The following is a 24,876-nucleotide window of genomic DNA, read 5'->3' on the forward strand; positions in this document are numbered from 1 at the left end:
CCGGCAGGGTCAATTGCGCGAGGGGTAGATGCCCGACGTCGAGATACAATAATTGACCGTCAGATAAGGCTGTATGTTATTATGGGGCTGGCCACCGCCGACGTTCGAAATACTGTTACCGGCAAGTGCGACCGAATTGGTCGTGGTCGACGCATAAATCATCTCGTTCGCGCCGCCGGTTATGGCAGTCTGCGCATTGCCGAGATAATTGTTCAACGGCGAGTTGGCGTTCGCATTGGCGCTCGATCCCTTGAGCAAATGGTTATGCGCCGGAAGCTGGCTGGTGACGAGCGTGACATTTTCCACCCCACCTGATGCACCTTCGGGATAAAAGGATCCACCGGGAAGCTGGCCCATGCCGAGGACGACGCGTCCGCGCAAATCGGGCAGGGCGAAGGTTTGAACACCGTTGCCGCCATAGGTCGTGCCGAGCAACGAGAACAATGCCTGGTTCTGTGCAATGCCGAGGATGGCCCCATTGCACAGAGCCCAGGTCTTCGGTGCCCAGTCCCATGGGAACATACGGATTTCCCCCAAGAAATAATCCGACATATACCCTCCTTTAGAAAGTAAGCTCCGCTCTTCATCTGAATCGGCGATTCAGAATCGGCTGAGCGCTGCGCAACAAATCAATAAAAAGAACAGGAACGTCAACACTCTCGGTGTCAATGCAGGCTTTGATGCCTGATTGACCCCGTAAAGGTCGGTGATCACGTCATATACGCGCATCGATCGACCGCCAGTCAAGCGCGATCTGCATTGTTGCGCCGCAATAAATGCCATATTTTTGATCCAATATGGTTTTTGTTCAGAGGTGCCGAAGTGGGAGAATGCGGTGTTCCGGCTCTCCTTTGGGCTCAGGCTGTTCGCGATTGGGGCGGAACACCGATCTGTTGTACTTTCGTCGTCAGTTTTAGCATTGCTCGTTCGCTCATGCTTCGCGTAGGAACGCGCGAACTGGAGTTAAGGGGACGGCAATGGAACAGTCTGAGCGATTGAACACTACCGACACGGTCGGTGGAGGAGCGGACGAGCGTAAATCCTGGCGGACACCGGCCGTGATTACGCCTGCCGACATCAAGGAAGGGACCGGTTTTAATGCCGGTGTCGCCGGCGACAATTTTCTATCGTCCAATGCTTCGAGCTGAACGCGCCATCGGCTAGACCTGTGAAAATGAATGGGTGAATTTGCCGGCGCCGTCCGGTTTGATGGCGGCCCGATCGAAAGTGCGACATGCAACCGGTTGGGCCAGGGCCTTGTCGGTCAGGCTAAAGCGACGTTGTGGCGTGGGGGTGCCGGGGCAATAGCCGAACGGGGTGCTTTGCGAAGCGCTTCGCACAGTGCGCCGCAACTGGCGGAACTCCCGTCAGGCGCGGTGCTGGTTGCCGATGCCCGGGTTGACGAACGTGACGAGACAATGCGCGCACTCGGGATGGAGGTGTCGTGCCGGCCAGCGGATCTGGCGATACTCGGTGCCGCCTGTGCGCGATGGGGCGACGACGCGGCCGCCCAGTTATATGGTGATTTCGCATTCGCACTTTGGGATGAGCGATCGAGCCGGCTGACATTGGCGCGCGACGCGCTTGGCATGCGCGCACTCTATTATTTCGTCGATGATGATATTGTCATATTTGCAACCACCTTGCGCAAGATGCTTGCCTTGCCGCAGGTGCCGCGTGATCTCGATGATATCGCGATCGGTAATTTCATTACCCAGACACAGGGCGATGTTGAACGCACACTTTATCGTTACATCCGCCGGGTACCGCCTGGCGGTACGGTCGTTATCGAACGTGGTTCGGTGCGGGTGGGTCGCTACTGGACGCCGCAATCGATTGCACCGGTGCACTATGTCCGCGATCAGGACTATGTCGATGCCGGGCGTGAACTGCTCGACCGCGCGGTGGCCAGCCGCCTGCCGTCCAATGGCGGGGTCGCTGCGATGCTGTCCGGCGGGTTCGATTCAACCGGCGTGGTCGGCACGGCCGCACGATTGCTGGGGGATCGGCGGATCAGCGGATATACTCGCGTGCCGGGCGCTGCGCATCCCTATGATACGCTCGACGAGGCGGCGCTGGCGCGGCAATTGGCGGGCAGTTATGCCAATATCGACTGGACGGCGATCGACGATGATATCGAGATGCGGCGCGATCGCGAACCCGAGCTGGAATCGTCAATTCTAGGCATGCCCTACACCGGCGCCTTCAATCCAAGCTGGTACCAGCCTCTGCTCGATGCCGTCGAACGGTCCGGCGCGCGCGTCCTGCTCAATGGCGGGATGGGCAATATGACCCTGTCATGGTCCGGCGTGCCTCCTTATGCCGACCATTTGCGGCGTGGCCGGCTGATTGCCGCCGTTCGCGTGGCGATGGATACGCAACGAACCCAGCAGCGCTCACTTCTCAACGTCCTTCGCAAGGATATGATACCCGCTATCGAACCCCGATCGCTGCGCCTCTGGCGCTGGCGACGGCATGATCGCGGAGCGTCCGCGATGCTGCGTCACTGCCTTGTTGCCCCCGACTTTCTCGACGGACTCGATTTCGATCGACACGCCAGGGCGCTCGGCCAGGATCTGCCGTTCGAGCGGAAGGGAGATGCTCGTACCTGGCGGATGCAGCTTCTTCAGAGCCAATATCCACGCGATGTCATGGCCGGGCTCCGGCATTCCTTTTCCTTCGATCACCGCGATCCGATGTCTGATCGACGGCTCGCCGAATTCTCGCTGGGCGTGCCCAATGCCCAATTCTTTCATAAGGGCGAGACCCGCTGGCTGGCGCGTCGCGTCCTCGCCGATCGGGTACCTCGCGATGTGTTGATCGAACATCGCCAGGGACGGCAATGTCCCGAATGGCACCATGTCGCCAGCAGGCGCCGCGATGCGATGGCGGCATCGATTGAGCGGATTGGCCGCTCGCCGCTCGCGTCCCGGGTTATCGATGTCCCGCGCTTGAAAAATCTGCTCGATACCTTTCCCGAGGATGCCGCGATGGCGATGAAGAGCAGCGCCGAACATGGCCCGATGCTCCTGCGCGGCATTCAGATGGGCAGCTTTCTGCGCTGGCATGAAGGCGGCAACGAGTAACGGGCCGCCTATGCGGTGACTTGTCCCAGCTCCACCCGCACCACCCGGTCGCACAGCGCCATGCTTTCGGCGCGGTGCGAAATCATCAGGATCGTCGGTCGTGGATCCAGCGCGGCGAGCCGGGCGAGCAACGCAGCCTCGCCCTGGGCATCGATCGCATTGGCGGCCTCATCGAGGACCAACAGGCGCGGGCTGCGCAGCAGAGCGCGGGCCAGAGCGAGGCGCTGCCGCTCGCCGCCCGACAGCATCGTGCCGCGTTCGCCGATCACCGTGTCCAGCCCCTGTTCGAGCCGCGCGACCAGGCCTTGCGCGTCCGCCAGATCGAGCGCGCGGGCCATTGCCTCCTCGCTGATCGCAGGGTCGCCCCAACTGAGATTGCGGCGCACGCTGTCATGAAACAGGAACCCGTCCTGCGGGACATAGGCAACGCTGTCGCGCCAGCCGGCGCGGCGCGCGGCGTCGAGCGGCTCCCCGCCGACCAGCATCTCACCGGATTGCGGTACGAGCAGCCCGATCATCATGTCGATCAGTGTCGTCTTGCCGGCGCCCGACGGACCGCTGATGCCGATAAAGCTGCCCGGCGCGATCGTCAGGCTCGCTTCCTTCACGCCGCCGCCGCCCGGATGAAGGAAGGCCGCGCTACGCAATTCGATATCGCCGACGGGTGGGGTGACCGGCGGCGGAGCGGTGGCTTCGTCGCGGCCCAGATCGACCTCCAATTGACGGATCGCTTCGAAACTCGGCAGGCCGAAAAAGAAGTTTTGCGCTGCCGCCTGGATCTGCTGCGCAGGGCCGCTCATCCGCGCGAAGATCAGCACCAATGCGATCAGCACTGCCGGCTGAATATGCATGGCAACCCCGGCCAGCACCACGGCTGCACCGGCCAATGAAGAGCCGATCGCAAAGCCGGCACGACTTCGCGCCTGGCGTTGCTGAAAGGTCAGCTGGCGCTGGCGCAACTGGGTCTGGATCGTTTCGAACTCGGTGACGAAACGGCCTTGGCCATTCTGCGCCGCCGCTGCCTTCAACCCGCCGAGAAAACCGCTGGCGCTGCCCATCAACGCCTGGCTCTGGCGCACGACATCGCTGCCCAGGTCGCGCGACCGGCCGTGCGACATCAGGATCACGCCGCCCCCGATCATCAGCAGGATGATCGCCCCCGCTGCAAAGCCGGGCGCAAGCATGAAAGCGAGCGCGCCCTGCACGACCAGCAGCACGACCGCGACCACGCCTTGAACCATGAATTGTGCGCTTGAACCGAGCCGCTGCATCTCGGTGCCGAGCAGATTGGTGATGCGGGCATGACGCAGCGTCACGATCCGGCTCCATTGCGCTGCGGCGAGCGTGTGCAGCACCTGGTTGCGCTGCTGTTCGACAAAGCCGGTCTGTAACTTGCCCAGCGTCAGGTCGCGCATGTAAAGCGTGCCGGCACGGATCAGCGCGACACAGACGAACGCGGCCAGCAGCACGGCGAGTTGCGTGACTGGCGTGGTGGCGCCGAGCGCGGTCAGCGTCTCTCCGATCCATATCCGCCACGGATCGCCGCTCCCCGGCGAAACGACGACGCTGAGAATCGGGATCAGCAGCACCACGCTGACCCCCTCGAGCAGTGCGCCCGACCCGACCAGCCCGGCGGCCAGCCAGACCCGCCAGCGCGCATAACTGCCGAACGCGGCCGCGAACGCTGCGGCCGATTTCCACGGGCCGGATTTCATGCTGCCCGAAGCGCCGCACAGAGCAGCACGCCGACACTGCTCGCCAGTATATCGTTCATTCGGCCCCAACCCCCGTGATAGGTCGACGGGTATAGGAGCATCGTCACGTCACGCCAATTGCCGGGCCATATCCGGGGCGTGCTGCATTGCAGCAAATAATTCTGCTTTGTTTCCGGTACTTATCGTTTTGGTTCCATACTCTACTTGCAAAGCATTCGCGGCAGCCGCACCATTCGCGCCGGAATGAGACCGAGCAAGGGCGCGCAGACGCCGGCCGTCATTCCGGGAGCCGGGACCTGAACGACAGGGCAGGGGGAACGAGCAGCGATGATCGATAACCAGAACTGGTTGCGTGGCATGGCAAGCGGCCTTGCACTGTTGCTGATTGCCGCTTGCTCGGGCGCAAAGCCGCCCCCCGGACCGCCGGTGGCGCAAGTGACGGTCGCGGTACCGCTGCAGCGCGACGTGGTCGACTGGGACGAATATGTCGGCCGGTTCGAGGCGATCCAGGACGTCGAATTGCGCCCGCGCGTGTCAGGCACGATCGACCGCGTGCTGTTCACCGACGGGCAGAATGTCGGCCAGGGTCAGGCGCTCTTCACCATCGATCCGCGTCCCTATCGCGCCGCACTGGGCCAGGCGCAGGCGGCATCGGCCAAGGCCGCGGCGTCGCTTGCCAATGCGCGGTCGGAACTGGCGCGGGCGCAGAAACTGCTCGATGTGCAGGCGATCTCCAAGGAAGAATTCGAAACCAAGCAGGCGGCGGTACGGACATCGGGCGCAGACCTTGCCGCGGCGCAGGCCTCGGTCAGCAACGCGCAGCTCAATCTCGGTTTCACCACGGTGCGCTCTCCGATCTCGGGCCGCGTGTCCGACCGTCGTGTGTCGAGCGGCAATTTCGCGACTGAGGGGCAGACCGTCCTGACGCGCGTCGTATCGACCAACCCGATCTGGTTCTCGTTCGAAGGCGCGGAAAGCTTCTATCTCAAATATCTGCGCCAGGACCGTAGCGGCGAACGTGGTTCTTCGCGCAACACGCCCAATCCGGTCGAGGTGCAACTCGCCGATGAAAGCGGCTATCGCTGGCGTGGCCATATGGATTTCCTCGACAATGCGATCGATCAGAATTCCGGCACGATCCGCGCCCATGCGGTGATCGCCAATCCCGACGGCTTCCTGACCCCCGGCATGTTCGGCCGGGCACGGCTGCTCGGGTCGGGCACGTACAAGGCGATGCTGGTGCCGGACGAGGCGATCAGCACCGATCAGACTCGCAAGCTCGTCTATGTCGTCGGCAAGGACGGCAAGGCGACGCCGCGCCCGGTCGAGACCGGGCCGCAGGTCGAAGGACTGCGCGTGATCAAGAAAGGGCTGGCCGCCACCGATCAGGTCGTGATCGAGGGGCTGACCACCCTGCAACCCGGGGCGCCGGTCAAGGCGCATCTGATCAAGATGCAGCCGCGTGCCGCCAACACATCGCCGACGTCGCAGCCGGACACGGCCCCGCCGCCGTCCGAAGCCACGGCGCGCTGATCCCGTGAAATTCCCCCATTTCTTCATCGAGCGGCCAATCTTCGCCGCCGTCATGTCGATCCTGATCGTCGTGTTCGGGATCGTCGCCTATCCTGGCCTGCCGGTCGCGCAATATCCCGAGATCGCGCCGCCGACCGTGGTGGTCAGCGCGAATTATCCCGGTGCGACCGCCGAGACGTTGGCCGAAACCGTCGCCGCGCCGCTCGAGGAATCGATCAACGGCGTGGAGGACATGATCTACATGTCCTCCTCTTCGACCGGCGACGGGGCGATCGCCATCACCGTCACCTTCAAACAGGGCGTCGATGTCGACCAGGCGCAGGTGCTGGTGCAGAACCGCGTCTCGACCGCCGAGCCGCGCCTGCCCGAGGAAGTGCGCCAGATCGGCGTGACGGTGCGCAAGAATTCACCGGACATCCTGATGGTCATCGCGCTGACCTCGCCGGACGGATCGCTGTCGCAGCAATATATCTCCAACTATGCCACGACTCAGCTGATCGACCGGTTGTCGCGCATTCAGGGCATTGGGGGCGTGCGCTCGTTCGGTGGTCGCGACTACAATATGCGCGTGTGGGTCGATCCCGACCGGGCATCGTCGCGCAACCTGACCGTCGATGAAATCATCGCCTCGATCCGTGCGCAGAACGCGCAGGTCGCGGTCGGATCGGTCGGCCAGCCGCCCTTTAACCAGGGCGGCACCGCGTTCCAGCTCGGTATCCAGACCGAGGGCCGGCTGACCACTACCGACCAGTTCGGCGAGATCATCGTCAAGCGCGACGATCAGGGCCGGCTGACACGCCTGCGCGATGTCGCGCGGCTCGAACTCGGCGCGCAGGATTACGGCATCAACGCCCAGTTGAGCGGCAAGGCGACCACCGCGCTCGGCATCACCCAGCTGCCGGGATCGAATGCCCTGACTACGGCGGAAGCGGTCAAGAAGGAAATCGCCGAGGCAAGCAAATCCTTCCCGGCGGGAATGACCTATTCGATTCCCTACAACCCGACCGAATATATCGAAGCGTCGATCGAGGCCGTGTACCACACGTTGATCGAGGCGATCATCCTGGTCGCGCTGGTCGTGCTGCTGTTCCTGCAGAGCTGGCGCGCGACGATCATCCCGCTGATCGCGGTACCGGTCGCCCTGGTCGGGTCGCTGGCGATGCTCGCCGTGTTCGGCTTCTCCCTCAACAACCTCTCGCTGTTCGGCATGGTGCTGGCGGTCGGGATTGTCGTCGACGACGCGATCGTGGTGGTCGAGAATATCGAGCGGTTGATGGAGGAAAAGGGTCTCTCCCCGCGCGAGGCCGCGCATGAGACGATGGACGAGGTGTCGGGTGCGCTGATCGCGATTTCGCTGGTGCTGTGCGGCGTATTCATCCCGACCAGCTTCATCCCCGGCATTTCAGGGCAATTCTATCAGCAGTTCGCGCTGACCATCGTCTCGGCGGCGGTGATCTCCGCGTTCGTGTCGCTGACCTTGTCGCCGGCGCTCGCCGCGATGATCCTGAAGCCCAAGCATGAGAGCGAACCGCGACCGGGCTGGCTCGGTTATCCGGCGCGCTTCTCACGCGGCTTCAATCGTGGCTTCAACAGGCTCGGCGAAAGATTCGGCAAGTTCACCGCCCGCGCAGTCCGCTCGCTGGTGCTGGTCGGCATCGTCTATGCCTGCCTGATCGGGCTGGCCGGCTGGCGCTTCACTGCGACGCCGACCGGCTTCATCCCGGCACAGGACCAGGGCTATCTGATCGCAGTGATTCAGCTTCCGCCAGGATCCTCGCTGCAGCGCACGACCGAGATCATGAACAAGGCGGGGGAAATCGCCCGCGCCAACCGGGCGACTCAGGCGACCGTCGCCTTTGCCGGGCTGGACGGTGCGACCTTCTCGACCGCGCCGAATGCGGGCGCGATGTTCATTCCGCTGAAGCCGCATGCCGACCGCAAGAACGCGAACATGATCGCCGGTGAACTGCGCAAGGCATTCGGCCCGCTCACCGGCGGCAACATCCTGGTCATCCCGCCGCCGCCGGTGCGCGGAATCGGTACCGGCGGCGGCTGGAAGATGCTGATCGAGGATCGCAACAATCAGGGCTACAAGGCGCTGGAGGGTGCGGCGTTCGCGATGATGATGAAGGCCAACCAGGCCCAGGGCATCACGAGCGCCTTCACCACCTTCAACACGCGCACGCCCCGGCTCTATGCCGATATCGATCGCGAACGCGCCGAACAGCTTGGTGTGCCGGTGGACAGCGTGTTCCGCACGCTCGGCACCTATCTCGGTTCGACCTATATCAACGACTTCAATTTCATCGGCCGCACCTTCCGTGTGACGGCGCAGGCGGATGCGCCGTACCGCGATCAGATTTCCGATGTCGGGCATCTCAAGACGCGTTCGGCGGCCGGTAATATGGTGCCGCTCGATGCGGTACTCACCTTGAAGAACGACAGCGGGCCGTACCGCGTGGTGCGCTACAATCTCTATCCATCGGCGGAACTGCAGGGCGATACCGTGCCCGGCTTCTCGTCCGGCCAGTCGCTCACCACCATGGCGACGCTGGCGTCGCAGACCTTGCCCAAGGGCATGTCGTTCGAATGGACGGAACTGGCTTATGAACAGCAACAGGCCGGCAATACCGGCGCATTGGTGTTCGGGCTCGCCGTGCTGTTCGTCTTCCTGCTGCTTGCGGCGAATTACGAAAGCCTGGTTCTGCCGCTCGCCGTGATCCTGATCGTGCCGATGTGCCTGCTCGCGGCGATCGTCGGGGTGAATATCTTCGGCGGCGACAACAACATCCTGACTCAGATCGGGCTGGTCGTGCTGATCGGGCTGGCGGCGAAGAATGCGATCCTGATCGTCGAATTCGCGCGCCAGAATGAGGAAGCGGGGATGGAGATGCACAAGGCGGCCGAACATGCCGCCGAACAACGCCTGCGCCCGATCGTGATGACCTCGATCGCCTTCATCCTCGGCGTGCTGCCGCTGGTGATCGGCACCGGGCCGGGTGCCGAGATGCGCCAGGCACTGGGTGTGGCGGTGTTCTTCGGCATGATCGGTGTGACGACATTCGGCCTGCTCTTCACGCCGAGCTTCTATGTCATCAGCCGCAAGTTCGGCGACTGGGTCAGCACCAAGGTGCGTCGCACGCCGAAACCGGAAATGGAACCGGCACCGGTGCCGGAAGGAGGCGCGGCATGAAGGCGCTTGCGTCGCTCCCGGCGCTGGCATCGACCCTGGTGCTGGCGGCCTGCACGGTGGGGCCCAATTATGAGCGCCCGGCCACATCGGCCGGGGCGGCGGGCGGTTTCAGTGAAACGGGGCGGAGCAGTGCGGTTGCCGCAACCACGCTGCCCGATGATTGGTGGAAGCTTTATGACGACCCGATCCTCGACCGGTTGATCACCGACGCGCTTGTCCACAACACCGATATTCGCGTTGCCGCGGCCAACCTGGCGCGGGCGCGGGCGGCATTGTCGGAACAGCGCGGCGCGCGGCTGCCGTCGACCGACATCAGCGCGTCTGCCACGCGCAGCCGCACGGCGGCGGGGCAAAGCCCGACGCGGACGGCGTTCGAAACCGATTATTATTCGGTCGGCTTCGATGCCTCTTATGAGATCGACCTTTTCGGCGGTGTGACTCGCGCGATCCAGGCGGCGCAGGGCGACCGCGATGCAGCGGCGGCGCAGCTCGATGCGGCGCGCGTGTCGATCGCGGCGGAAACCGCGCGCGCCTATGCGACCGCATGCGGCAATGCCGCGCAGCGTGCCGTGGCGCAGGAGACGGTCGGGCTGCAGCAGCAGACGCTCGACCTCACCAGGCGTTTGTTCGACGCCGGGCGCGGCACGCGCCGCGATGTCGAGCGCGCCGATGTGCTGCTCGCCCAGACCCAGGCGCAGATTCCAGGCTTCGAGGCCGAGCGCCGCGCGTCGCTCTATGCGCTGGCGACGCTCACCGGTCGTCCGCCCGCCGAGATCGATGGTGATGCCGATCGCTGCACCAGCTCACCGCGCGTTCGTGCGATCCTGCCGGTGGGCGACGGCAATGCCTTGCTTGCGCGCCGGCCCGATATCCGCGCGGCGGAGCGCACGCTCGCCGCCGATACCGCACGGGTCGGGGTCGCGACCGCCGATCTCTATCCCTCGATCCAGCTTCTCGGCAGCATTGGCTTTGGTGGGACCAAGCCGGGCAACGTGTTCAAGGGATCGGGCTTTTCCTATTCGCTCGGGCCGCTCATCTCGTGGAACTTCCCCAACCAGACGATCGCGCGCGCCAGGCTGCGCCAGGCCAGGGCGGTGTCGGACGGATCGCTCGCACGCTTCGACGGCTCGGTGCTGACCGCGTTGAAGGAAGTCGAACAGGCACTTGCGCGCTATGCTGGCGCGCTCGACACCAATGCCGCACTGGTCCGTGCAGAACAGGCGAGCGGGGAGGCGGCGAAGCTGTCGAAACTGCGCTTCGACTATGGTGCCGACAGTTTCCTGCTGCTGATCGATGCCGAACGCGACCGGGCCAATGCGCGGGCGGCCCGTGCCCAGTCGGACGCAGCGGTTGCGGATGCACAGATCAGCCTGTTCAAGGCGCTTGGCGGCGGCTGGGAAGCCGCGCCGGAGGTCACGCGGCGCGAGCCGTGATTTCGAGCATTGCTCAGGTTCAGTGGAATCAGGCCCTACCGTTTGCCCTGAGTCTGTCGAAGGGCATCCGCTGCGCTTGGGCTTCGACAAGCTCAGCCCGAACGGGCGGGGATCAACTTGGCTAGAGCGGATCGACATTCAGGTTTGGAGAGTTCGCTTTTCGAAATATTTCGTCACCCCGGAACAAGTCGGTACCTCCCTTTAAGACAAGGAAGCTTGTGTCCCCGCGAAGGCGGGGACCCAGTCTGGACTCCCGCCTTCGCGGGAGCACAAGGAAGGGGCGATCACTCTCGATTATGCCGATCCCCTGGTCGAAGGGGTTAAGCGCCGAACAAGCCGGAGTGGCGGCAGAGGCGGACGATGAATTCTCTACAAAACTGAATGTCGATCCCGACTAGGGCTGCCTCAGCGTTCCGCCGTCCTCGGCGCAGACGCTGCGGGGCTCGGCAGCGGCTCAATCGCAATCGCATCGGGTTCGGCAATCAGGTCGCGGATCGTGGCGGTATCGCCTTGGTCGACCACGCCGAAGACCGGCATCGATCCCGCCTTTGGATCGGTCAGCACCACGCGGTCGCGCGCATAAAGATTGATCTTCGCAATGACATCGCGCAGCGGCTCGCCGCGAAAGACCAGTTGGCCACGGGTCCAGGCGGTGGCGCTCTCGGCGTCGAGATCCGTCGCCTGGCGGATGAAGCCGACGCTGCCGCCATCGCGCGCGGTAATCCCGAACGCCAGCCGCTCCCCCTTGCGCGCGAGCTTCTCGATCGGCTCGCTCGCGCGCACGCCCCGTGCGCCGTCGCGCAGCGCGATGCGGATCACGCCCTCGACCACCGTGACCTCGGCCTCGCGTGCCGCCACCGCAACGTCGAACGCGGTGCCGACCGCTCTCACTTCGCCATGCGGCGTCTCGACGATGAACGGTCGCGCGGCGTTGTGCGCGACCTTGAACAGCGCCTCGCCGCTGGCCAGTCTCAACCGGCGCTCGCTCGGCGTATAGCTGATGGCGACGCGGCTGTCGGCCGCGAGCGTGACCGTCGAACCGTCCGCCAGCCGGATCAGCCTGCGTTCGGCATGGCCCGTCGCATAATGCTGCGCGAAATCGCGTTCCGTCGCGGGATGAACGAACCAGGTGATGCCGCCGATGATCGCGAGCATCACCGCTGCCAGTGCGGCGGCTCGCGCCGGCCATGTCTGCCACATCGACGGTACCGGCGGAGCCTCGACCGGGCGCTCGAAGTCGCCCAGCCAGTCCCAGAAGGCCGCGGCTTCCTGCCGGTCGGCCGGATGCAGATTGTCGCTGCGCCCGGACAGCAGCGCATCGAATACCGCCTCGGCGCGGTGTCCCAGGTCGCGGTCGCTCATTGCCCGCGCTCCATCAAATGGCCGAGCCGGGCATAGAGATGCGCGACAGCATGAGTCAGATGCTTCTGCACCATGCGTGAACTGATGCCCAGTTCGCGCGCAATCTCGCTTGTGCTGCGTTCGTCGAAGCGACGCATCACGAATACTGCGCGGCATCGCGAGCCCAACTCGTCGAGTGCCGCCTCCAGCGCAGCCTGCAGATCGGCGACACGCCGCCCATCCTCCTGCGCAGGCCGGACCGGCATGTCATGTTCGTCGAGCAGCGGCGCGGTCGAGATCGTGCGCCGGTGGCGGTCGGCGATCAGATTGGCGGCGATGCGGAAGAGATAGGCCTGTGGCTCGTCAAGCGTCTGCGTGCGTGCCCGGGCGATCAGCCGCGCGCATGCTTCCTGCACCAGGTCCTCGACTTCGGCGGGATTGGCGACGCGGCGGGCGACGAACGCGCGAAGCGCCGCGCGATAGGCATCGAAGCCTTCGCCCGTCGCTAGGCCTGCGTCGCTATTTGCCGCTCTGCGCAACTCTTTGTGTCCCCCATCCACGCCCGGTACTCATTGCCATGACGCGCCGCAGGGGCAAAGGCGAACCAGATTCGGGCCGGCGATAAAAAAATTACAGCCCTGGTTCGCATTGATCCATTTTGGCGTCATTGAAATATCGGCTCTGGGGAGGGCCGGGCAACGAGTGAAGGGGGCCCGCCGATGAACACACGCCATCTGTTATTCGCCACGACCGCAATCATGATCGCCATGCCGGCCACCGCGCAGGCCGCTGCGGATGTGCGCCACAGCATCGACTTGCCGGCCGGATCGCTCGACACGGCCTTGTTCCAGGTCGCACGCCAGACCGGCATGCAGCTAGTCTTCACCGACCCGGGTATCGCCGGAATCCGCGTCGCGCGCGTGTCCGGTTCTTATACCGCGCGCCAGCTGCTCGACACATTGCTGTCGAAGACGGGCTATACCTATCGCTTCACCGGCGCGCGCAGCGTCCGGGTGATTGCGCTGGCCAAGGCCGGGGCGAAGGTCCGGCCGGCTGCGCTCACGCAATCCGCACCCCAGGCCACCGACGGCCAGGCCGGTTCCGACACATCCAGCACCACCCAGGCCGAGAATGCCGTGGATGGCAATGATCAGCAGGAGCAGGGCGACATCGTCGTCGTCGGCACCCAGATCAAGGGCAGCAAGGTCACCGAGGCGCTGCCTGTCACGGTGGTCGATGAGCAGCAGATTCGCGCCACTGGCGCCGTTTCGGGTGATGAGCTGTTCCGTTCGATCCCGCAAATGGGCGATGTCAGCTTCAATTCGAGCTATCTGCCCAACAGCTCCAACTCGGCGCGCGGCGATGTCGGTTCGGTCAATCTGCGCAATCTGGGTGTCGGCAATACGCTGACTCTGCTCAACGGTCGCCGCGTCGTCGCTCATCCAACCAGCCGCGCCGACGACAATCTCGTTCCGGTGCAGACCTACAACACCAACGCGATCCCGGTGTTCGGGCTCGAGCGGCTCGAGGTGTTGCGTGACGGCGCGGCAGCGATTTACGGTTCCGACGCCGTTGCCGGCGTGGTCAACACCGTACTCAAGACCAATTTCACCGGTGTCCAGATCGAGGGACAGACCGGATGGGCGGAGGGCACCAATCTCGCCGAGAGCAATCTCAACTTGTTGGCGGGGAAGAATCTCGGCGACCGTGGCAACATAACCTTGTTCGCAAGCTATGATCGCCGAACCTCGCTTGGTGCACGCGATCAGGACTATACCGCTTCGGCCAATCTCAACCCGCTATTCGCCGATACCCGCTTTTCCACCGCGACCGACGGACGTAGCACGATCACGCCCTGGGGCTCGTTCCAGACCTTGGGCAATGTCGTCGTCAGGCAGGGCGCCACCAATCTGACCAACGCATCGGGCCAGTTCCACGTCCAGCCGCTGACCAATGCCGGCTGTGCCACGAACACGACGACTGGCCTGCCTGGCGGCATTTGCATCGACGACGGCGCCAATAGCGCGGCGGGCGATCGCAACCTTGGCTTCGATGCGCCTCATGCCTTCAACACCAGCGTGATACCGTCATTGAAGCGCGCGAATTTTTTCCTGACCGGCCATTATGAACTGACCGACGGTCTCGAATTTTTCGGTGAGGCCGGATATTACACGGCGAAGACACGCAGCGTGCAGGCCTCGACCGGCACGCTGAGTTCGGGGCCGCTGGTGATCCCCGCGTCGAATTACTGGAATCCGTTTGGCCCGGTGACCTTCGCCAATGGCCAGGCCAATCCCAACCGCCTGCCTGGCATCAACGCGCCAGCCGGCGGGCTGCCGGTTATCCTCAGCAGCTATAATTTCGCCGATGTCGGACCCAACATCGTCGATGTGAAGAACACGCAATATCGCCTGCTCGGCGGGCTGCGCTGGAATTTTCTTGGCTTTCAATGGGAAAGCGCAGCGCTCTATTCGCAGGCACGCGTCCGCGACACCTCCGATGGTATCAGCCAGACAGCGCTGCAGCGCCAGCTCGCTCTGTCGACCCCCGATGCCTATAACCCGTTCAACGGCGGCAACCTGCTCGACCTGAGCGGCGCCGATGCAACGCCGAGCAGCCGCGCGGCGATCGATGCAATTCGGGTCAAGACGCAGCGCGTCAGTACCTCGACGCTGGCGATGATCGACCTGAAAGGGTCCAATGCCTCCTTGTTCAGCTTGCCTGGCGGCGATGTCGGCCTGGCGATCGGCGGCGAAGTTCGCCGTGAAACACAGCGCGACGATCGCGATCCGCGTCTCGACGGGACAATCACGTTCAAGGATGCGGTGAACGGCGTCGTGAACGGCTCCGATCTGATCGGCACCAGCCCCTCGCCCGATACCAGCGGGCGCCGTACCGTGGCCGCCGCTTATGTCGAACTCGCGGTGCCGGTGGTCAGCCCGGAGATGAATATCCCGCTGGTCCGCAAGCTCGAACTGCAGATCGCTGGCCGGTTCGAACATTATGACGATGTCGGCAGCGTGGCGAAGCCAAAGATCGCCGGCGCCTGGGATGTGTTCCGTGGCCTGCGGCTGCGCGGTTCTTATGCTCAGGGCTTCAAGGCGCCGAACCTTGAACAGATCAACGCGACCGTGGTCACGCGGTCCAACACGCGAACCGATTGGCTCCGTTGCGAGGCGCTGTTGAAAAGCGGGACGATCACGAGTTTCACCGATGCCCGCTGCGCCACGTCCCAACGCTTCGCGACCTCCGCGCAGCGTTCGGGCAATCCCGATCTGAAGCCCGAAACGTCGAACACCTGGTCGGCGGGCATCGTCCTGCAACCCTATTTTCTCGACAGCGCGATCGGCAAGATCACCTTCACGGCCGATTATTGGCACGTGAACCAGAAGGGCATTGTCGGCCTGTTCGGGGAGGGCAATGCGTTGATCAACGATTATCTGTTGCGTGCGAAAGGCAGTTCGGATCCCAACGTCATCCGCGCCACGCCGACCGCCGACGATATCGCCTTGTTCGCGGGATCGGGCCTTGCACCTGCGGGCCGCGTGCTCTTCGTCAAGGATCAATACGTCAATCTGCTGCCGCAGGAAGCGGCCGGCTTTGATCTTGGTCTGACCTGGCGGCTGCCGGATTTCGGCATCGGCCGGTTCAACTTCACCGCCAATGCCGCGCATCTCAGCAAATTCTTCCTCAAGCCGTCGCCCAATATCCAGACCTTGATCGATGCGCGGGCGGCGGGGACGATCAATGCTGGCACGACGATCAGCGGCGGCGGTGACCTGGTCCGCCAGAATGGCAAGCCGCGCTGGAAGGTTACCGGCACCGCGACATGGAGCTACAAGCAGTTCGAACTCGGCGGCTATACGCAATATACCAGTGACGTGGATGAAACCGCGTTGGTCGATTCCGCCGGCATTCCGTGGCTGATTGAGGATCAGATGACCTTCAACGCCTATGCCCAGGTCTCGGTCGGCACCGAGCGCGAGGGCAATTACCGGCTCCGGTTCGGCGTCAGGAACCTGACCAACGAAAAGCCGCCTTTGTCCTCGAACGGCTATCTCGGTTCGATGTACAATCCTTATGGGCGTTACTGGTACGCCAGCGTGCGGGCGTCATTCTGATGTCTCGCATCGGTCGCGTCATGGCATTCGCCGCCCTGCTTTCGCTGGCCGGTACACCGGTCATGGCGTCGGCGCAGGAAGATCCCGCGGCGCCGCGCGCTACGACCGGCGGCGACATCGTCGCCTATGACCAGATCCATAAACCGGCGATCGGCCGGGGCGGTATGGTGGTGAGCCAGAACGCGGTCGCCGCGCGGGTTGGCGCCGATATCCTGCGCAAGGGCGGCAATGCGGTCGACGCGGCGGTCGCGGTCGGCTTTGCGCTGGCGGTGGTGTTGCCGCGCGCGGGCAATATCGGCGGCGGCGGCTATATGCTGGTGCACATGCCGGCCAAGGGCGGAAAGCCGGCGGTTGACCTGGCGATCGACTATTACGGCCAGGCCTCGCGCAACACGACGCCCGACCTGCTGCTCGGTGCCAATGGCAAGTTCGATCCGGCCAAGGGCTATTCGATGAAGGGCGTCGCCATTCCGGGTACCGTCGCCGGGTTATGGGAAGCGCATCGGCGCTTCGGCAGCTTGCCCTGGGGAACGCTGGTCGCGCCGGCGATCGCCATGGCGGCCAAGGGCGTCGCGCTGAGCGATGACGAGGCGCAGGCCAATGCCGACCAGAAAAAGGCGATGGCCGACGATCCCGCCGCGCTGGCGGTCTATTTCAAGCCGGACGGCAGCGCCTATGCGCCGGGAGAGACATGGCGCCAGCCCGACCTGGCGAATACGCTCAAGACGATCGCCGCCAAGGGGCGTGATGGCTTTTATGCCGGACCGCTCGCGGCGAAACTTGCCGCCGGGATCAAGGCCGGCAGCGGCGTGATCGACGCCAGGGATCTCGCCGACTATCGCCCGATCGTCTCGGCGCCGATCTGGTCGAGCTATCGCGGTCGCAAGGTCGCCTATATGCCGCCGACCGCCTCCGGGGTGAGCGTTGCCGAGGCGATGAACATCCTCGAGACTTTCCCGGTGCGCGAAGGAAAATGGGGCAGCACCGCCAACCTCCATCTGCTCGCCGAGACGCTGAAGATCGTATCGTCCGACCGCCGCCTGATCGGTGGCGGGCCCGACTGGCGGACGCCGACCTCGGGGCTGGCGAGCAAGGCCTATGCGGCCGAGCGCGCAAAGCTGATTCGCACCGACCGCTCGCTTGGCCGCACCGATGTGCCGGAGGGCAATCCCTATCCGTTCGAAAGCAAGGACACGACGCATTTCTCGATCGTCGATGCGCAGGGCGGGGCGGTCAGCAATACCTACACATTGTCGGCATCCTATGGCGCGCATGTCGTGGCGCCGGGCACCGGCATCCTGCTCAACAATTCGCTCGGCAATCTTGCCTGGGGGCGCGGGACCGATGGCCAGCGTCGCGCGACCCTGCCGGTAGCGGGCAAGCGTGTCGGTTCAACGATCACGCCGATCATCGTCTTCCAGGACGACAAGCCATGGCTGGTCACCGGCACGCCGGGCGGCGGCTATATCATCGCGACGATGGTGCAGATGCTGTCCAATGTGATGGACTTCGATCTCAACGTGGCCGAGGCGGCTGAGCGTCCGCGCATCAACCAGGGCGATGCCGATGCGCCGCTTGAACTCGAACAGGGCTTCTCGCCTGATCTGGTCGGGTTGCTTGAGGCGAAGGGGCACAAGGTGCGCATGTCGAATACGATGGGCAGCGTGCAATCGATCATGGTCGACGGCGACCGCTTTCTCGGGTCGGCCGACACACGTCGCCCCGATGCGCTGGCGGTGGGGGTTCGCTGACACCGATGTGCACTGGTTGTGGTGTTTTGGTTCTGTTGCCCGGCATCCGCTCGGCCGTCGATTCAGTCGTTGCGCGATGTACGGCATGGTGGTGCCGGACGTGCGCATTGCCGGGCATCTTGCACCACTCGTTGCCGTGCTGAATATCGTTCCAGTTTGCGACCGCTGTTCTGGCAATAACAGGGGTCGGGTCACCGCTGTTACCTGCTGTTTCCATAACAGCGGTGAGGAAAAGTAAGATGCTGAATATAAACAGGAATCAATAACCCGAAATCCAACTTAACAGGGGTGATGTTTTTTTGAAAATAGCAGCGGTCAGCAGGGAAAGCGACCCGCATCGATATGGCTTGGTGTAGGGCGGCAACGACCCTGAGAATGGCATTCGAAAAGAAGGAAGAGATGATGATCCGCAGCCTGCTTCTCGCCGCAACGGCGCTCACCTTTTCCGGCGCCGCGCATGCCCAGGGCGTGACCGAGGTGCAGCGCGGCGCGATTCTCGCCAATGTCGATGGCCGCGCCCCGGCGCTGGCGGCGACCGCGAAGAAGATCTGGGATTATGCCGAAGTCGGCTTTCAGGAAACCAAGAGCTCCGGGCTGTTGCAGGCCGACCTCAAGAAAGCCGGCTTTACCGTGACGGCGGGCGTGGCCGGCATGCCGACAGCCTTCGTCGCCAGCTTCAAGAACGGCACCGGGCCGGTGATCGCGGTGCTGGCCGAATTCGACGCACTGCCCGGCCTGGCGCAGGAAGCGACCTCCGCGCGCGCGCCGATCGCCGGCAAAGTCGCCGGGCATGGCTGCGGCCATAATATCTTCGGGGCCGCATCGGTCACTGCGGCGATGGCGATCAAGGACTGGATGGTCGCCAACAAGATTCAGGGTGAGCTCCGCGTCTATGGTACGCCGGCGGAAGAGGGCGGTTCGGGCAAGGTCTATATGGTCCGCGCCGGGCTGTTCGACGATGTCGATGCGGTGCTGCACTGGCATCCCGGCGACCAGAACGGCGTCGCGGTGGGCAAGAGCCAGGCGAACATCTCGGGCAAGTTCCGCTTCCATGGCCTCGCCGCGCATGCGTCGGCCGCACCCGACAAGGGGCGGTCCGCGCTCGACGGGGTCGAGGTGATGAACGTCGCGGTCAATTACCTGCGTGAACACATTCCGATGTCGACGCGTATCCATTACATCGTCACCAATGGCGGCCAGGCGCCGAACGTCGTGCCCGATTTCGCCGAAAGCTATTATTATGTCCGCAACACCGATCCGGCGATCGTCAAATCGGTGATGGCGCGGGTGCAGAAGGCGGCCGAGGGCGCTGCGATCGCGACCGGCACCACGGTCGAGTTCGAGGCGACCGGCGGCGTCTATTCGATGCTGGCGAGCAACACGCTGGCGGCCGTGATGCAGCGCAACCTGACGAGCGTGGGCGGCGAGAGCTGGACGCCGGAGGAACTGCAATGGGCGACCGCGATCCAGAAGACCCTGCCGACACAAAAGCCGCTGGATTCGGTCGCAACGATCGATCCGATCTGGAGTGGCGATATGGGCGGATCGACCGATGTGTCGGACATCAGCTGGACCGCGCCGACCATCGGTCTCGGCACTGCGACCTGGGTGCCGGGCACACCGGCGCATAGCTGGCAGGCGGTCGCCGCATCGGGGATGAGCATCGGCGCCAAGGGTGGCGTGGTCGCCGCAAAGACGATCGCGCTGACCGCCGCCGACCTGTTCCTGAGCCCGCAGACGCTGGCCGAGGCCAAGGCGGAACTGGTCAAGGCACGTGGCCCGAGCTTCCGCTACGAAGCGATGCTCGGCGACCGCAAGCCGGCGCTCGATTACCGCAAGGCGACCGGCGGATCGGAGTGATCGGGCGAGGCTGGCGTCCCCGGGGGAAGTCCTAGAAGAAGAAGCCGATCAGCAGCGTCGTGTTCAACCCGATCACCACCGCTGCGATCCCCCAGGCGGTGAGCTTCAGCCATAGCGGATTGGCGAAGCCGCCCATCGTCTCCCGGCTGTTGGTGAAGCGCACCAGGGGCACGATCGCGAACGGCAGCTGCAGGCTCAACACCACCTGGCTCAGCACCAGCAATTGCGTCGCGCCCGAATTGCCGGCGATTCCGACCACGATCACTGCCGGGATGATCGCCAGCATCCGTGTCACCATGCGCCGGATCCAGACCTTGAGCTTCAGATTGAGGAAGCCCTCCATCACGATCTGCCCGGCAAGCGTGCCGGTGACGGTCGAATTCTGCCCGGATGCGAGCAATGCGACCGCGAACACAACGCTTGCTGCCCCTGCACCGAGTGTCGGCGAGAGCAGCTTGTAAGCCTGGTCGATATCCGCGACCTCGGTCTGGCCGGTGGTGTGGAACGCCGCTGCCGCGAGGATCAGGATCGAGGCATTGATGAACAGCGCAAGGCCAAGTGCGATGGTGCTGTCGAGCGTCGCGTGACGCACTGCATCGCGCTTGCCGGCCTCGTCCTGGCCGAATTTGCGCGTCTGCACGATCGACGAGTGGAGATAGAGATTGTGCGGCATGACCGTCGCGCCGAGGATGCCGATCGCGATATAGAGCATTGCCGGATTGGTGACGATCTCGGTGGTCGGGATCAGCCCGCCCATGATCGCGGCGACGCTCGGCTGTGCGATCGCCAGTTCATAGGCGAAGCAGCCGGCGATCACGATCAGCAGCGTGACGATGAATGCCTCGAGCTTGCGGAAGCCGAAGCGCTGCAGCGACAGGATCACCAGTACGTCGAACGCGGTCAGGCATACGCCCGCGACAAGCGGCAGGCCGAAAAGCAATTGCAAGGCGATCGCCGTGCCGAGCACCTCGGCCAGGTCGCAGGCGATGATCGCCAGCTCGCACAGCAGCCAGAGCGCGAAGTTGACCGTGCGGCCATAATGCGCTCGACATGCTTGGGCGAGATCGAGTCCGGCGACGATGCCGAGCTTGGCCGAGAGCGACTGCAGCACCATCGCCATCAGGTTCGACAGCAGGATGACCGAGAGCAGGGTGTAGCCGAACGCCGATCCGCCGGCGAGATCGGTCGCCCAATTTCCCGGGTCCATATAGCCGACCGCGACAAGATAGCCCGGCCCGGCAAAGGCACCGAGCTTGCCCCAGAAGCGCCCCGCGCCGAGCGGCACGGCGATCGTGCGATAGCTTTCCGACAGCGACGGCGTGCGCGTCTCGCCGGTCATGCCTTGGGCGGTTCCGGACACGGAGGGAGGCGGCGACATAATCTTTCACTCACCGATGCGAGGCTGGGCGTCAACAGGCATCACGGCATTCGTCCCTTTGCCTTCCCTATGCCTGTGGGGAGCGAAAACCTATCTCAGCACCCGTCCCATCACCGCATCGAGCTTTGCCAGCAGCGCCGGATCGCGCACCTCGGGTGCAGTGATCAGCGCGGCGTCGAGGACGGTATCGAGCGGTGAGGGCGTTCGTCTCTCCGGCAGCGCTGCAATGAATGCGGCCACAGCCTGCCGCGCGATGGCCCCATTTGCGCCCATCTGTGCGATTACTTCGCTGACCTCCACATGATGTTCCTCCTCCCGCCAGCAGTCATAATCGGTGACCATCCCGATCAACGCGTAAGGCAGCTCCGCCTCACGTGCGAGCTTGGCCTCGGGCATCGCGGTCATGCCGATCACATCGGCGCCCCATTGCCGGTAGAGCAGGCTTTCCGCGCGGCTGGAGAATTGCGGGCCCTCCATGGCGAGATAGGTCGCCCCCTTGGCGACCGTACCGCCAGCCGCGTTCACCGCTTCGGCGGCAAAGGCCGACAAGCGCGGGCAGACCGGTTCGGCCATCGAGACATGCGCGACCATGCCGGTGCCGAAAAAGCTCGACACGCGCGCGACGGTGCGGTCGATGAACTGATCAACCACCACGAAATTGCCCGGTGGCAATTCCTCGCGCAGCGACCCGATCGAGGAGATGGCGAGGATGTCGGTGCAGCCGGCGCGTTTGAGCGCATCGATGTTGGCGCGCGCGTTCAATTCGGACGGCGCGATCCGGTGGCCCCTTCCGTGACGCGGCAGGAACACCAGCTTGACTCCGCCGATCGATCCGAACAGCAATTCGTCCGATGGCTCGCCCCAGGGAGTTTCGACACGCCGCCATTCGGCATTTTCCAACGCGTCGATTGCGTAAAGGCCCGATCCGCCGATGATTCCGATCGTCCAGTCATCATTCATTCGTCATTCCTCAGTACCGCGCCGTCGCGGTGCTCGACCTGCCATTCCCTGGAGTCATAACATGCGTTTCGCCGCATTCTTCCCCGTATTTCTTTCCACCCTGATGCTTTTCCCTGTCACGGCGCAAGCGGCCGAGCCGGTGCTTGGCCGCTGGGTCACGCAGAACCAGAAGGCGGTGGTAGAGATCACCCCGTGCGGGGGTGCGGTATGCGGCCATATCGTCAAGCTGCTGCCGAAATCCGATGCCGGCAAGACGATGGACGAACGCAATTCCAACCCGAAGCTGCGTACTCGCCCGCTGGTCGGCCTGCCGATCTTCCTGAGCATGAAGGCAGACGATGATGTATGGCGCGGTCATTTGTATGACCCGCAATATGGTAATACCTATTCGTCGGTCATCAGCCGCAACCCGGACGGTACGCTGCGCGTGAAGGGGTGCTTCTTCATCATTTGCAAGACGCAGACCTGGAAGCCTGCGGGCTGATCGGATCGACCGGGACGAGTTCCTGGCCCGCAGCCTTGCTGAGGTGCCGAAAAGCCCGACAATCATCGCTTAAGGATTGGCCGTCATTACCGTTTCTACGGTATGATGGAGGGCGTCTTGGCCGCACAAAAGATCCTGTTTCATACGGCAATCGCGGCTCTCGGTTCGACGCTTCCTGCGCCTGCGATTGCGGCGCAGAATGATCTCGTTGTTGGCGCGACCGTCGTTTCGCCCTGCGCCATTTCGGTGACGCCGGTAAAAAAACGCCAACCATCCGACACCAAATCCATATCCATCGACTGTGTTTCATCGACGCAAACATTCGTTGTCCTGGATGATTTGGCGAAAGCCTCTCCCCGGGCCGATGCGCAGCGAGGCAGCTCCTCCGAGCCCCAAGATATCGCCGACGATGGGGTAGTTGAGGTCGTTAAGATCATATTCTGACGACGACTATCTTTCCTGCATGGTCGGTAAAAATATAAGTATCAGTATAGAACAATTGCTCGATATCATATGTCGTAACGCTTGCGTTATGACTTTGGCAAAGTTCTTGAGAGTCTTCGTTAATATTATCCGTTGTCTAGGCGCGCGAGCTGTGATAGTATGTCCATATCGGGCATAAATTAACTTATGTGAATTTGATTTAATGTGACCAACGCTTGATTTTTCGAGTGGGGTTTGTTGTGAGTGTTTAATTCACTCGGAAGATTGCGTGCGTGTATTGTCCGCAGCTGTAGCGTATTCGAAAGGTTCTGTATGACCAAGCGTACCAATTTTCTCAGCGCTTGCTGGGTCGTTGTCGCCAGCGCCGGCGTGTTGATCGCGCCAGCCGCACAGGCGGCCACCACCACCACCACATTTCCGGTGACCGCTACCGTGCTCAAGGCATGTGTCGTCACCGCAAATCCGCTTCCGTTCGGGAATTACGATCCGACGGCGACATCCCCGGTCGATGCGACGACGACGCTTTCCGTGCTCTGTACTGTCGGCACATCCTTCACGGTCGGCCTCAACGCGGGTACGGCGAGCGGCGCCACCGTCACGACGCGACGCATGACGAACGGCGCGAACACGCTGGGCTATGCGCTTTACCAGGAAGCGGCACGCACCAACAACTGGGGCAATACGCCGGGCACCGATACGCCGCTGGCAACCACGGCGCCGATCCTGCCGACCACCCTGACCGTCTACGGTCGCCTGCCCGCCAGTCAGAATGTGCCTGCCGGCAGTTACACCGACACCATCACCGTCACCGTCAACTACTAAGGCCGGGATGATGCGCGCCACGATGCGCGCAGGCGTTGCTGTCGCCGGCATGTTTTTGCTGGTGATGGCGGCGCATGCGGTTTCGCTCCGGATCTATCCGGTCCGTATCGTGCTGAGCCCGAAAGAGCCGGTACAGACGATGCGGATTCAGAACAGCAGCGGGGATTCCGCGCGTATCCAGGTGCGCGTGTTCGCCTGGCGCCAAGCGGGAGGCAAGGACGTGTTCGAGGAAACGCGTGACGTGCTGGCCAATCCCGGGCTGTTCGAAATCGCTGCTCAGGGTGAACAGATTGCGCGCTTCGGGCTGCGGACCACGCCCGGCACGATCGAGAAAAGCTACCGCGTCTTCCTCGAGGAGGTGCCGGGGTCGCGCCCGACCCGGCCGGGCGAGGTGCGCACCCTGTTGCGGATCAGCGTTCCGATCTTCGTGCCAGCCCCCCATGCGCTTGGTCGCCTCACCTGGCAGGCCTGGGCAACGGGACCGCGGAAGATGACGCTCGCGATCAGCAATCAGGGCACCGCCCATGTCCAGATCAACCGCCTTGCGCTGGCGCGCCGCGATGGCACGAAACTGGGCGCCGACGACATGTCGGTCTATCTGCTGCCTGGCGCGTCGCAGCAGATCCAGCTCGACATTGACGCGCCGGTTCGCGTCGGAGAGGCGCTTAAATTGAACGCGGTGACGGATCAGGCGAACCTGTCGGCCGATCTCGTCAGCGAGGCGGGGCCGCGTGAAGCCCGCCGTCCTTAGGAGC

General features: G+C 63.6%; 18 protein-coding genes. 12 read left to right on the forward strand and 6 right to left on the reverse strand.

All coding sequences use genetic code 11. The features are described 5' to 3' along the window. Positions 1–9 precede the first annotated feature (9 nt). Entirely contained in the window at positions 10–552 is a 543-nt protein-coding gene (locus tag H3Z74_RS02735; protein WP_187762485.1) for a phage tail protein, read from the reverse strand. A 425-nt stretch (positions 553–977) separates the two neighbouring features. Between H3Z74_RS02735 and H3Z74_RS02740 the strand changes: the two genes are divergently transcribed. Together H3Z74_RS02740 and H3Z74_RS02745 are read left to right on the forward strand one after the other, a co-directional pair. Beyond that, on the forward strand, positions 978–1,148 hold the full coding sequence (locus H3Z74_RS02740; RefSeq protein ID WP_187762486.1) for a hypothetical protein: 171 nt from the start codon (positions 978–980) through the stop codon (positions 1,146–1,148). A gap of 270 nt (positions 1,149–1,418) precedes the next feature. Beyond that, a complete protein-coding gene (locus H3Z74_RS02745; RefSeq protein ID WP_229726838.1) occupies positions 1,419–3,086 on the forward strand; it encodes an asparagine synthase-related protein in 1,668 nt (555 codons plus the stop codon). Between the two features lie 8 nt (positions 3,087–3,094). Here H3Z74_RS02745 and H3Z74_RS02750 read toward each other — a convergent pair whose 3' ends face one another. Further along, entirely contained in the window at positions 3,095–4,801 is a 1,707-nt protein-coding gene (locus H3Z74_RS02750) for an ATP-binding cassette domain-containing protein (RefSeq protein WP_187762488.1), read from the reverse strand. Between the two features lie 327 nt (positions 4,802–5,128). Between H3Z74_RS02750 and H3Z74_RS02755 the strand changes: the two genes are divergently transcribed. The 3 genes from H3Z74_RS02755 to H3Z74_RS02765 are packed head-to-tail and all read left to right on the forward strand — an operon-like array spanning position 5,129 to position 10,960. Then, a complete protein-coding gene (locus H3Z74_RS02755; RefSeq protein WP_187762489.1) occupies positions 5,129–6,334 on the forward strand; it encodes an efflux RND transporter periplasmic adaptor subunit in 1,206 nt (401 codons plus the stop codon). Between the two features lie 4 nt (positions 6,335–6,338). Further along, positions 6,339–9,527, forward strand: coding sequence for an efflux RND transporter permease subunit (locus tag H3Z74_RS02760; RefSeq protein ID WP_187762490.1), 3,189 nt, complete (start codon positions 6,339–6,341; stop codon positions 9,525–9,527). Continuing rightward, positions 9,524–10,960 carry an efflux transporter outer membrane subunit gene (locus tag H3Z74_RS02765; protein WP_187762491.1) on the forward strand — a complete coding sequence of 479 codons (1,437 nt, stop codon included), beginning with the start codon at positions 9,524–9,526 and terminating at the stop codon, positions 10,958–10,960. Before H3Z74_RS02760 ends, H3Z74_RS02765 begins: the two co-directional genes overlap by 4 nt. 405 nt (positions 10,961–11,365) lie before the next feature. Here H3Z74_RS02765 and H3Z74_RS02770 read toward each other — a convergent pair whose 3' ends face one another. Beyond that, positions 11,366–12,322, reverse strand: a complete 957-nt coding sequence (locus H3Z74_RS02770; RefSeq protein WP_187762492.1) for a FecR family protein — start codon at positions 12,320–12,322, stop codon at positions 11,366–11,368. Next, positions 12,319–12,840 carry an RNA polymerase sigma factor gene (locus H3Z74_RS02775; RefSeq protein WP_229726839.1) on the reverse strand — a complete coding sequence of 174 codons (522 nt, stop codon included), beginning with the start codon at positions 12,838–12,840 and terminating at the stop codon, positions 12,319–12,321. The genes H3Z74_RS02770 and H3Z74_RS02775 overlap by 4 nt, the downstream gene beginning before the upstream one ends. Positions 12,841–13,020: 180 nt before the next feature. Between H3Z74_RS02775 and H3Z74_RS02780 the strand changes: the two genes are divergently transcribed. The 3 genes from H3Z74_RS02780 to H3Z74_RS02790 all read left to right on the forward strand — a co-directional run bounded on the left by H3Z74_RS02780 (position 13,021) and on the right by H3Z74_RS02790 (position 20,033). Continuing rightward, a complete protein-coding gene (locus H3Z74_RS02780; protein ID WP_229726840.1) occupies positions 13,021–16,422 on the forward strand; it encodes a TonB-dependent receptor in 3,402 nt (1,133 codons plus the stop codon). 20 nt (positions 16,423–16,442) lie between these two features. Continuing rightward, the gene (gene ggt, locus H3Z74_RS02785; protein ID WP_187764133.1) at positions 16,443–18,173 is read left to right on the forward strand and encodes a gamma-glutamyltransferase; all 1,731 of its coding nucleotides are present in this window, start codon (positions 16,443–16,445) and stop codon (positions 18,171–18,173) included. 375 nt (positions 18,174–18,548) lie between these two features. Continuing rightward, complete coding sequence (locus tag H3Z74_RS02790; RefSeq protein WP_229726841.1) at positions 18,549–20,033, forward strand: amidohydrolase; 1,485 nt, start codon at positions 18,549–18,551, stop codon at positions 20,031–20,033. 31 nt (positions 20,034–20,064) lie between these two features. Here H3Z74_RS02790 and H3Z74_RS02795 read toward each other — a convergent pair whose 3' ends face one another. Then, positions 20,065–21,372 (reverse strand): Nramp family divalent metal transporter, encoded by a 1,308-nt coding sequence (locus tag H3Z74_RS02795; protein ID WP_229726842.1) that lies wholly within the window; start codon positions 21,370–21,372, stop codon positions 20,065–20,067. A gap of 129 nt (positions 21,373–21,501) precedes the next feature. After that, positions 21,502–22,371, reverse strand: coding sequence for an S-methyl-5'-thioadenosine phosphorylase (locus H3Z74_RS02800; RefSeq protein ID WP_187762495.1), 870 nt, complete (start codon positions 22,369–22,371; stop codon positions 21,502–21,504). Positions 22,372–22,474: 103 nt separating this feature from the next. Between H3Z74_RS02800 and H3Z74_RS02805 the strand changes: the two genes are divergently transcribed. The 4 genes from H3Z74_RS02805 (at position 22,475) to H3Z74_RS02820 (ending at position 24,872) form a co-directional block, all read left to right on the forward strand. After that, positions 22,475–22,855: a DUF2147 domain-containing protein gene (locus H3Z74_RS02805; protein WP_187762496.1), complete on the forward strand. Its 381-nt coding sequence runs from the start codon at positions 22,475–22,477 to the stop codon at positions 22,853–22,855. 117 nt (positions 22,856–22,972) lie between these two features. After that, complete coding sequence (locus H3Z74_RS02810; protein ID WP_187762497.1) at positions 22,973–23,299, forward strand: hypothetical protein; 327 nt, start codon at positions 22,973–22,975, stop codon at positions 23,297–23,299. Between the two features lie 312 nt (positions 23,300–23,611). Continuing rightward, complete coding sequence (locus tag H3Z74_RS02815; RefSeq protein WP_187762498.1) at positions 23,612–24,121, forward strand: Csu type fimbrial protein; 510 nt, start codon at positions 23,612–23,614, stop codon at positions 24,119–24,121. Between the two features lie 10 nt (positions 24,122–24,131). Beyond that, positions 24,132–24,872: a fimbrial biogenesis chaperone gene (locus H3Z74_RS02820; protein WP_229726843.1), complete on the forward strand. Its 741-nt coding sequence runs from the start codon at positions 24,132–24,134 to the stop codon at positions 24,870–24,872. Positions 24,873–24,876 lie beyond the last annotated feature (4 nt).

Origin of the sequence: Sphingomonas alpina (assembly GCF_014490665.1) — a bacterium.
Lineage (GTDB): Bacteria > Pseudomonadota > Alphaproteobacteria > Sphingomonadales > Sphingomonadaceae > Sphingomonas > Sphingomonas alpina.

What these genes read in the sequence shown, in the direction of transcription:
- H3Z74_RS02735 (WP_187762485.1), bottom strand. Translation starts at nt 552, where the DNA reads ATGTCGGATTATTTCTTGGGGGAAATCCGTATGTTCCCATGGGACTGG.
- H3Z74_RS02740 (WP_187762486.1), top strand. Translation starts at nt 978, where the DNA reads ATGGAACAGTCTGAGCGATTGAACACTACCGACACGGTCGGTGGAGGA.
- H3Z74_RS02745 (WP_229726838.1), top strand. Translation starts at nt 1,419, where the DNA reads ATGCGCGCACTCGGGATGGAGGTGTCGTGCCGGCCAGCGGATCTGGCG.
- H3Z74_RS02750 (WP_187762488.1), bottom strand. Translation starts at nt 4,801, where the DNA reads ATGAAATCCGGCCCGTGGAAATCGGCCGCAGCGTTCGCGGCCGCGTTC.
- H3Z74_RS02755 (WP_187762489.1), top strand. Translation starts at nt 5,129, where the DNA reads ATGATCGATAACCAGAACTGGTTGCGTGGCATGGCAAGCGGCCTTGCA.
- H3Z74_RS02765 (WP_187762491.1), top strand. Translation starts at nt 9,524, where the DNA reads ATGAAGGCGCTTGCGTCGCTCCCGGCGCTGGCATCGACCCTGGTGCTG.
- H3Z74_RS02770 (WP_187762492.1), bottom strand. Translation starts at nt 12,322, where the DNA reads ATGAGCGACCGCGACCTGGGACACCGCGCCGAGGCGGTATTCGATGCG.
- H3Z74_RS02780 (WP_229726840.1), top strand. Translation starts at nt 13,021, where the DNA reads ATGAACACACGCCATCTGTTATTCGCCACGACCGCAATCATGATCGCC.
- ggt (WP_187764133.1), top strand. Translation starts at nt 16,443, where the DNA reads ATGGCATTCGCCGCCCTGCTTTCGCTGGCCGGTACACCGGTCATGGCG.
- H3Z74_RS02790 (WP_229726841.1), top strand. Translation starts at nt 18,549, where the DNA reads ATGGCATTCGAAAAGAAGGAAGAGATGATGATCCGCAGCCTGCTTCTC.
- H3Z74_RS02795 (WP_229726842.1), bottom strand. Translation starts at nt 21,372, where the DNA reads ATGACCGGCGAGACGCGCACGCCGTCGCTGTCGGAAAGCTATCGCACG.
- H3Z74_RS02800 (WP_187762495.1), bottom strand. Translation starts at nt 22,371, where the DNA reads ATGAATGATGACTGGACGATCGGAATCATCGGCGGATCGGGCCTTTAC.
- H3Z74_RS02805 (WP_187762496.1), top strand. Translation starts at nt 22,475, where the DNA reads ATGCTTTTCCCTGTCACGGCGCAAGCGGCCGAGCCGGTGCTTGGCCGC.
- H3Z74_RS02815 (WP_187762498.1), top strand. Translation starts at nt 23,612, where the DNA reads ATGACCAAGCGTACCAATTTTCTCAGCGCTTGCTGGGTCGTTGTCGCC.
- H3Z74_RS02820 (WP_229726843.1), top strand. Translation starts at nt 24,132, where the DNA reads ATGCGCGCCACGATGCGCGCAGGCGTTGCTGTCGCCGGCATGTTTTTG.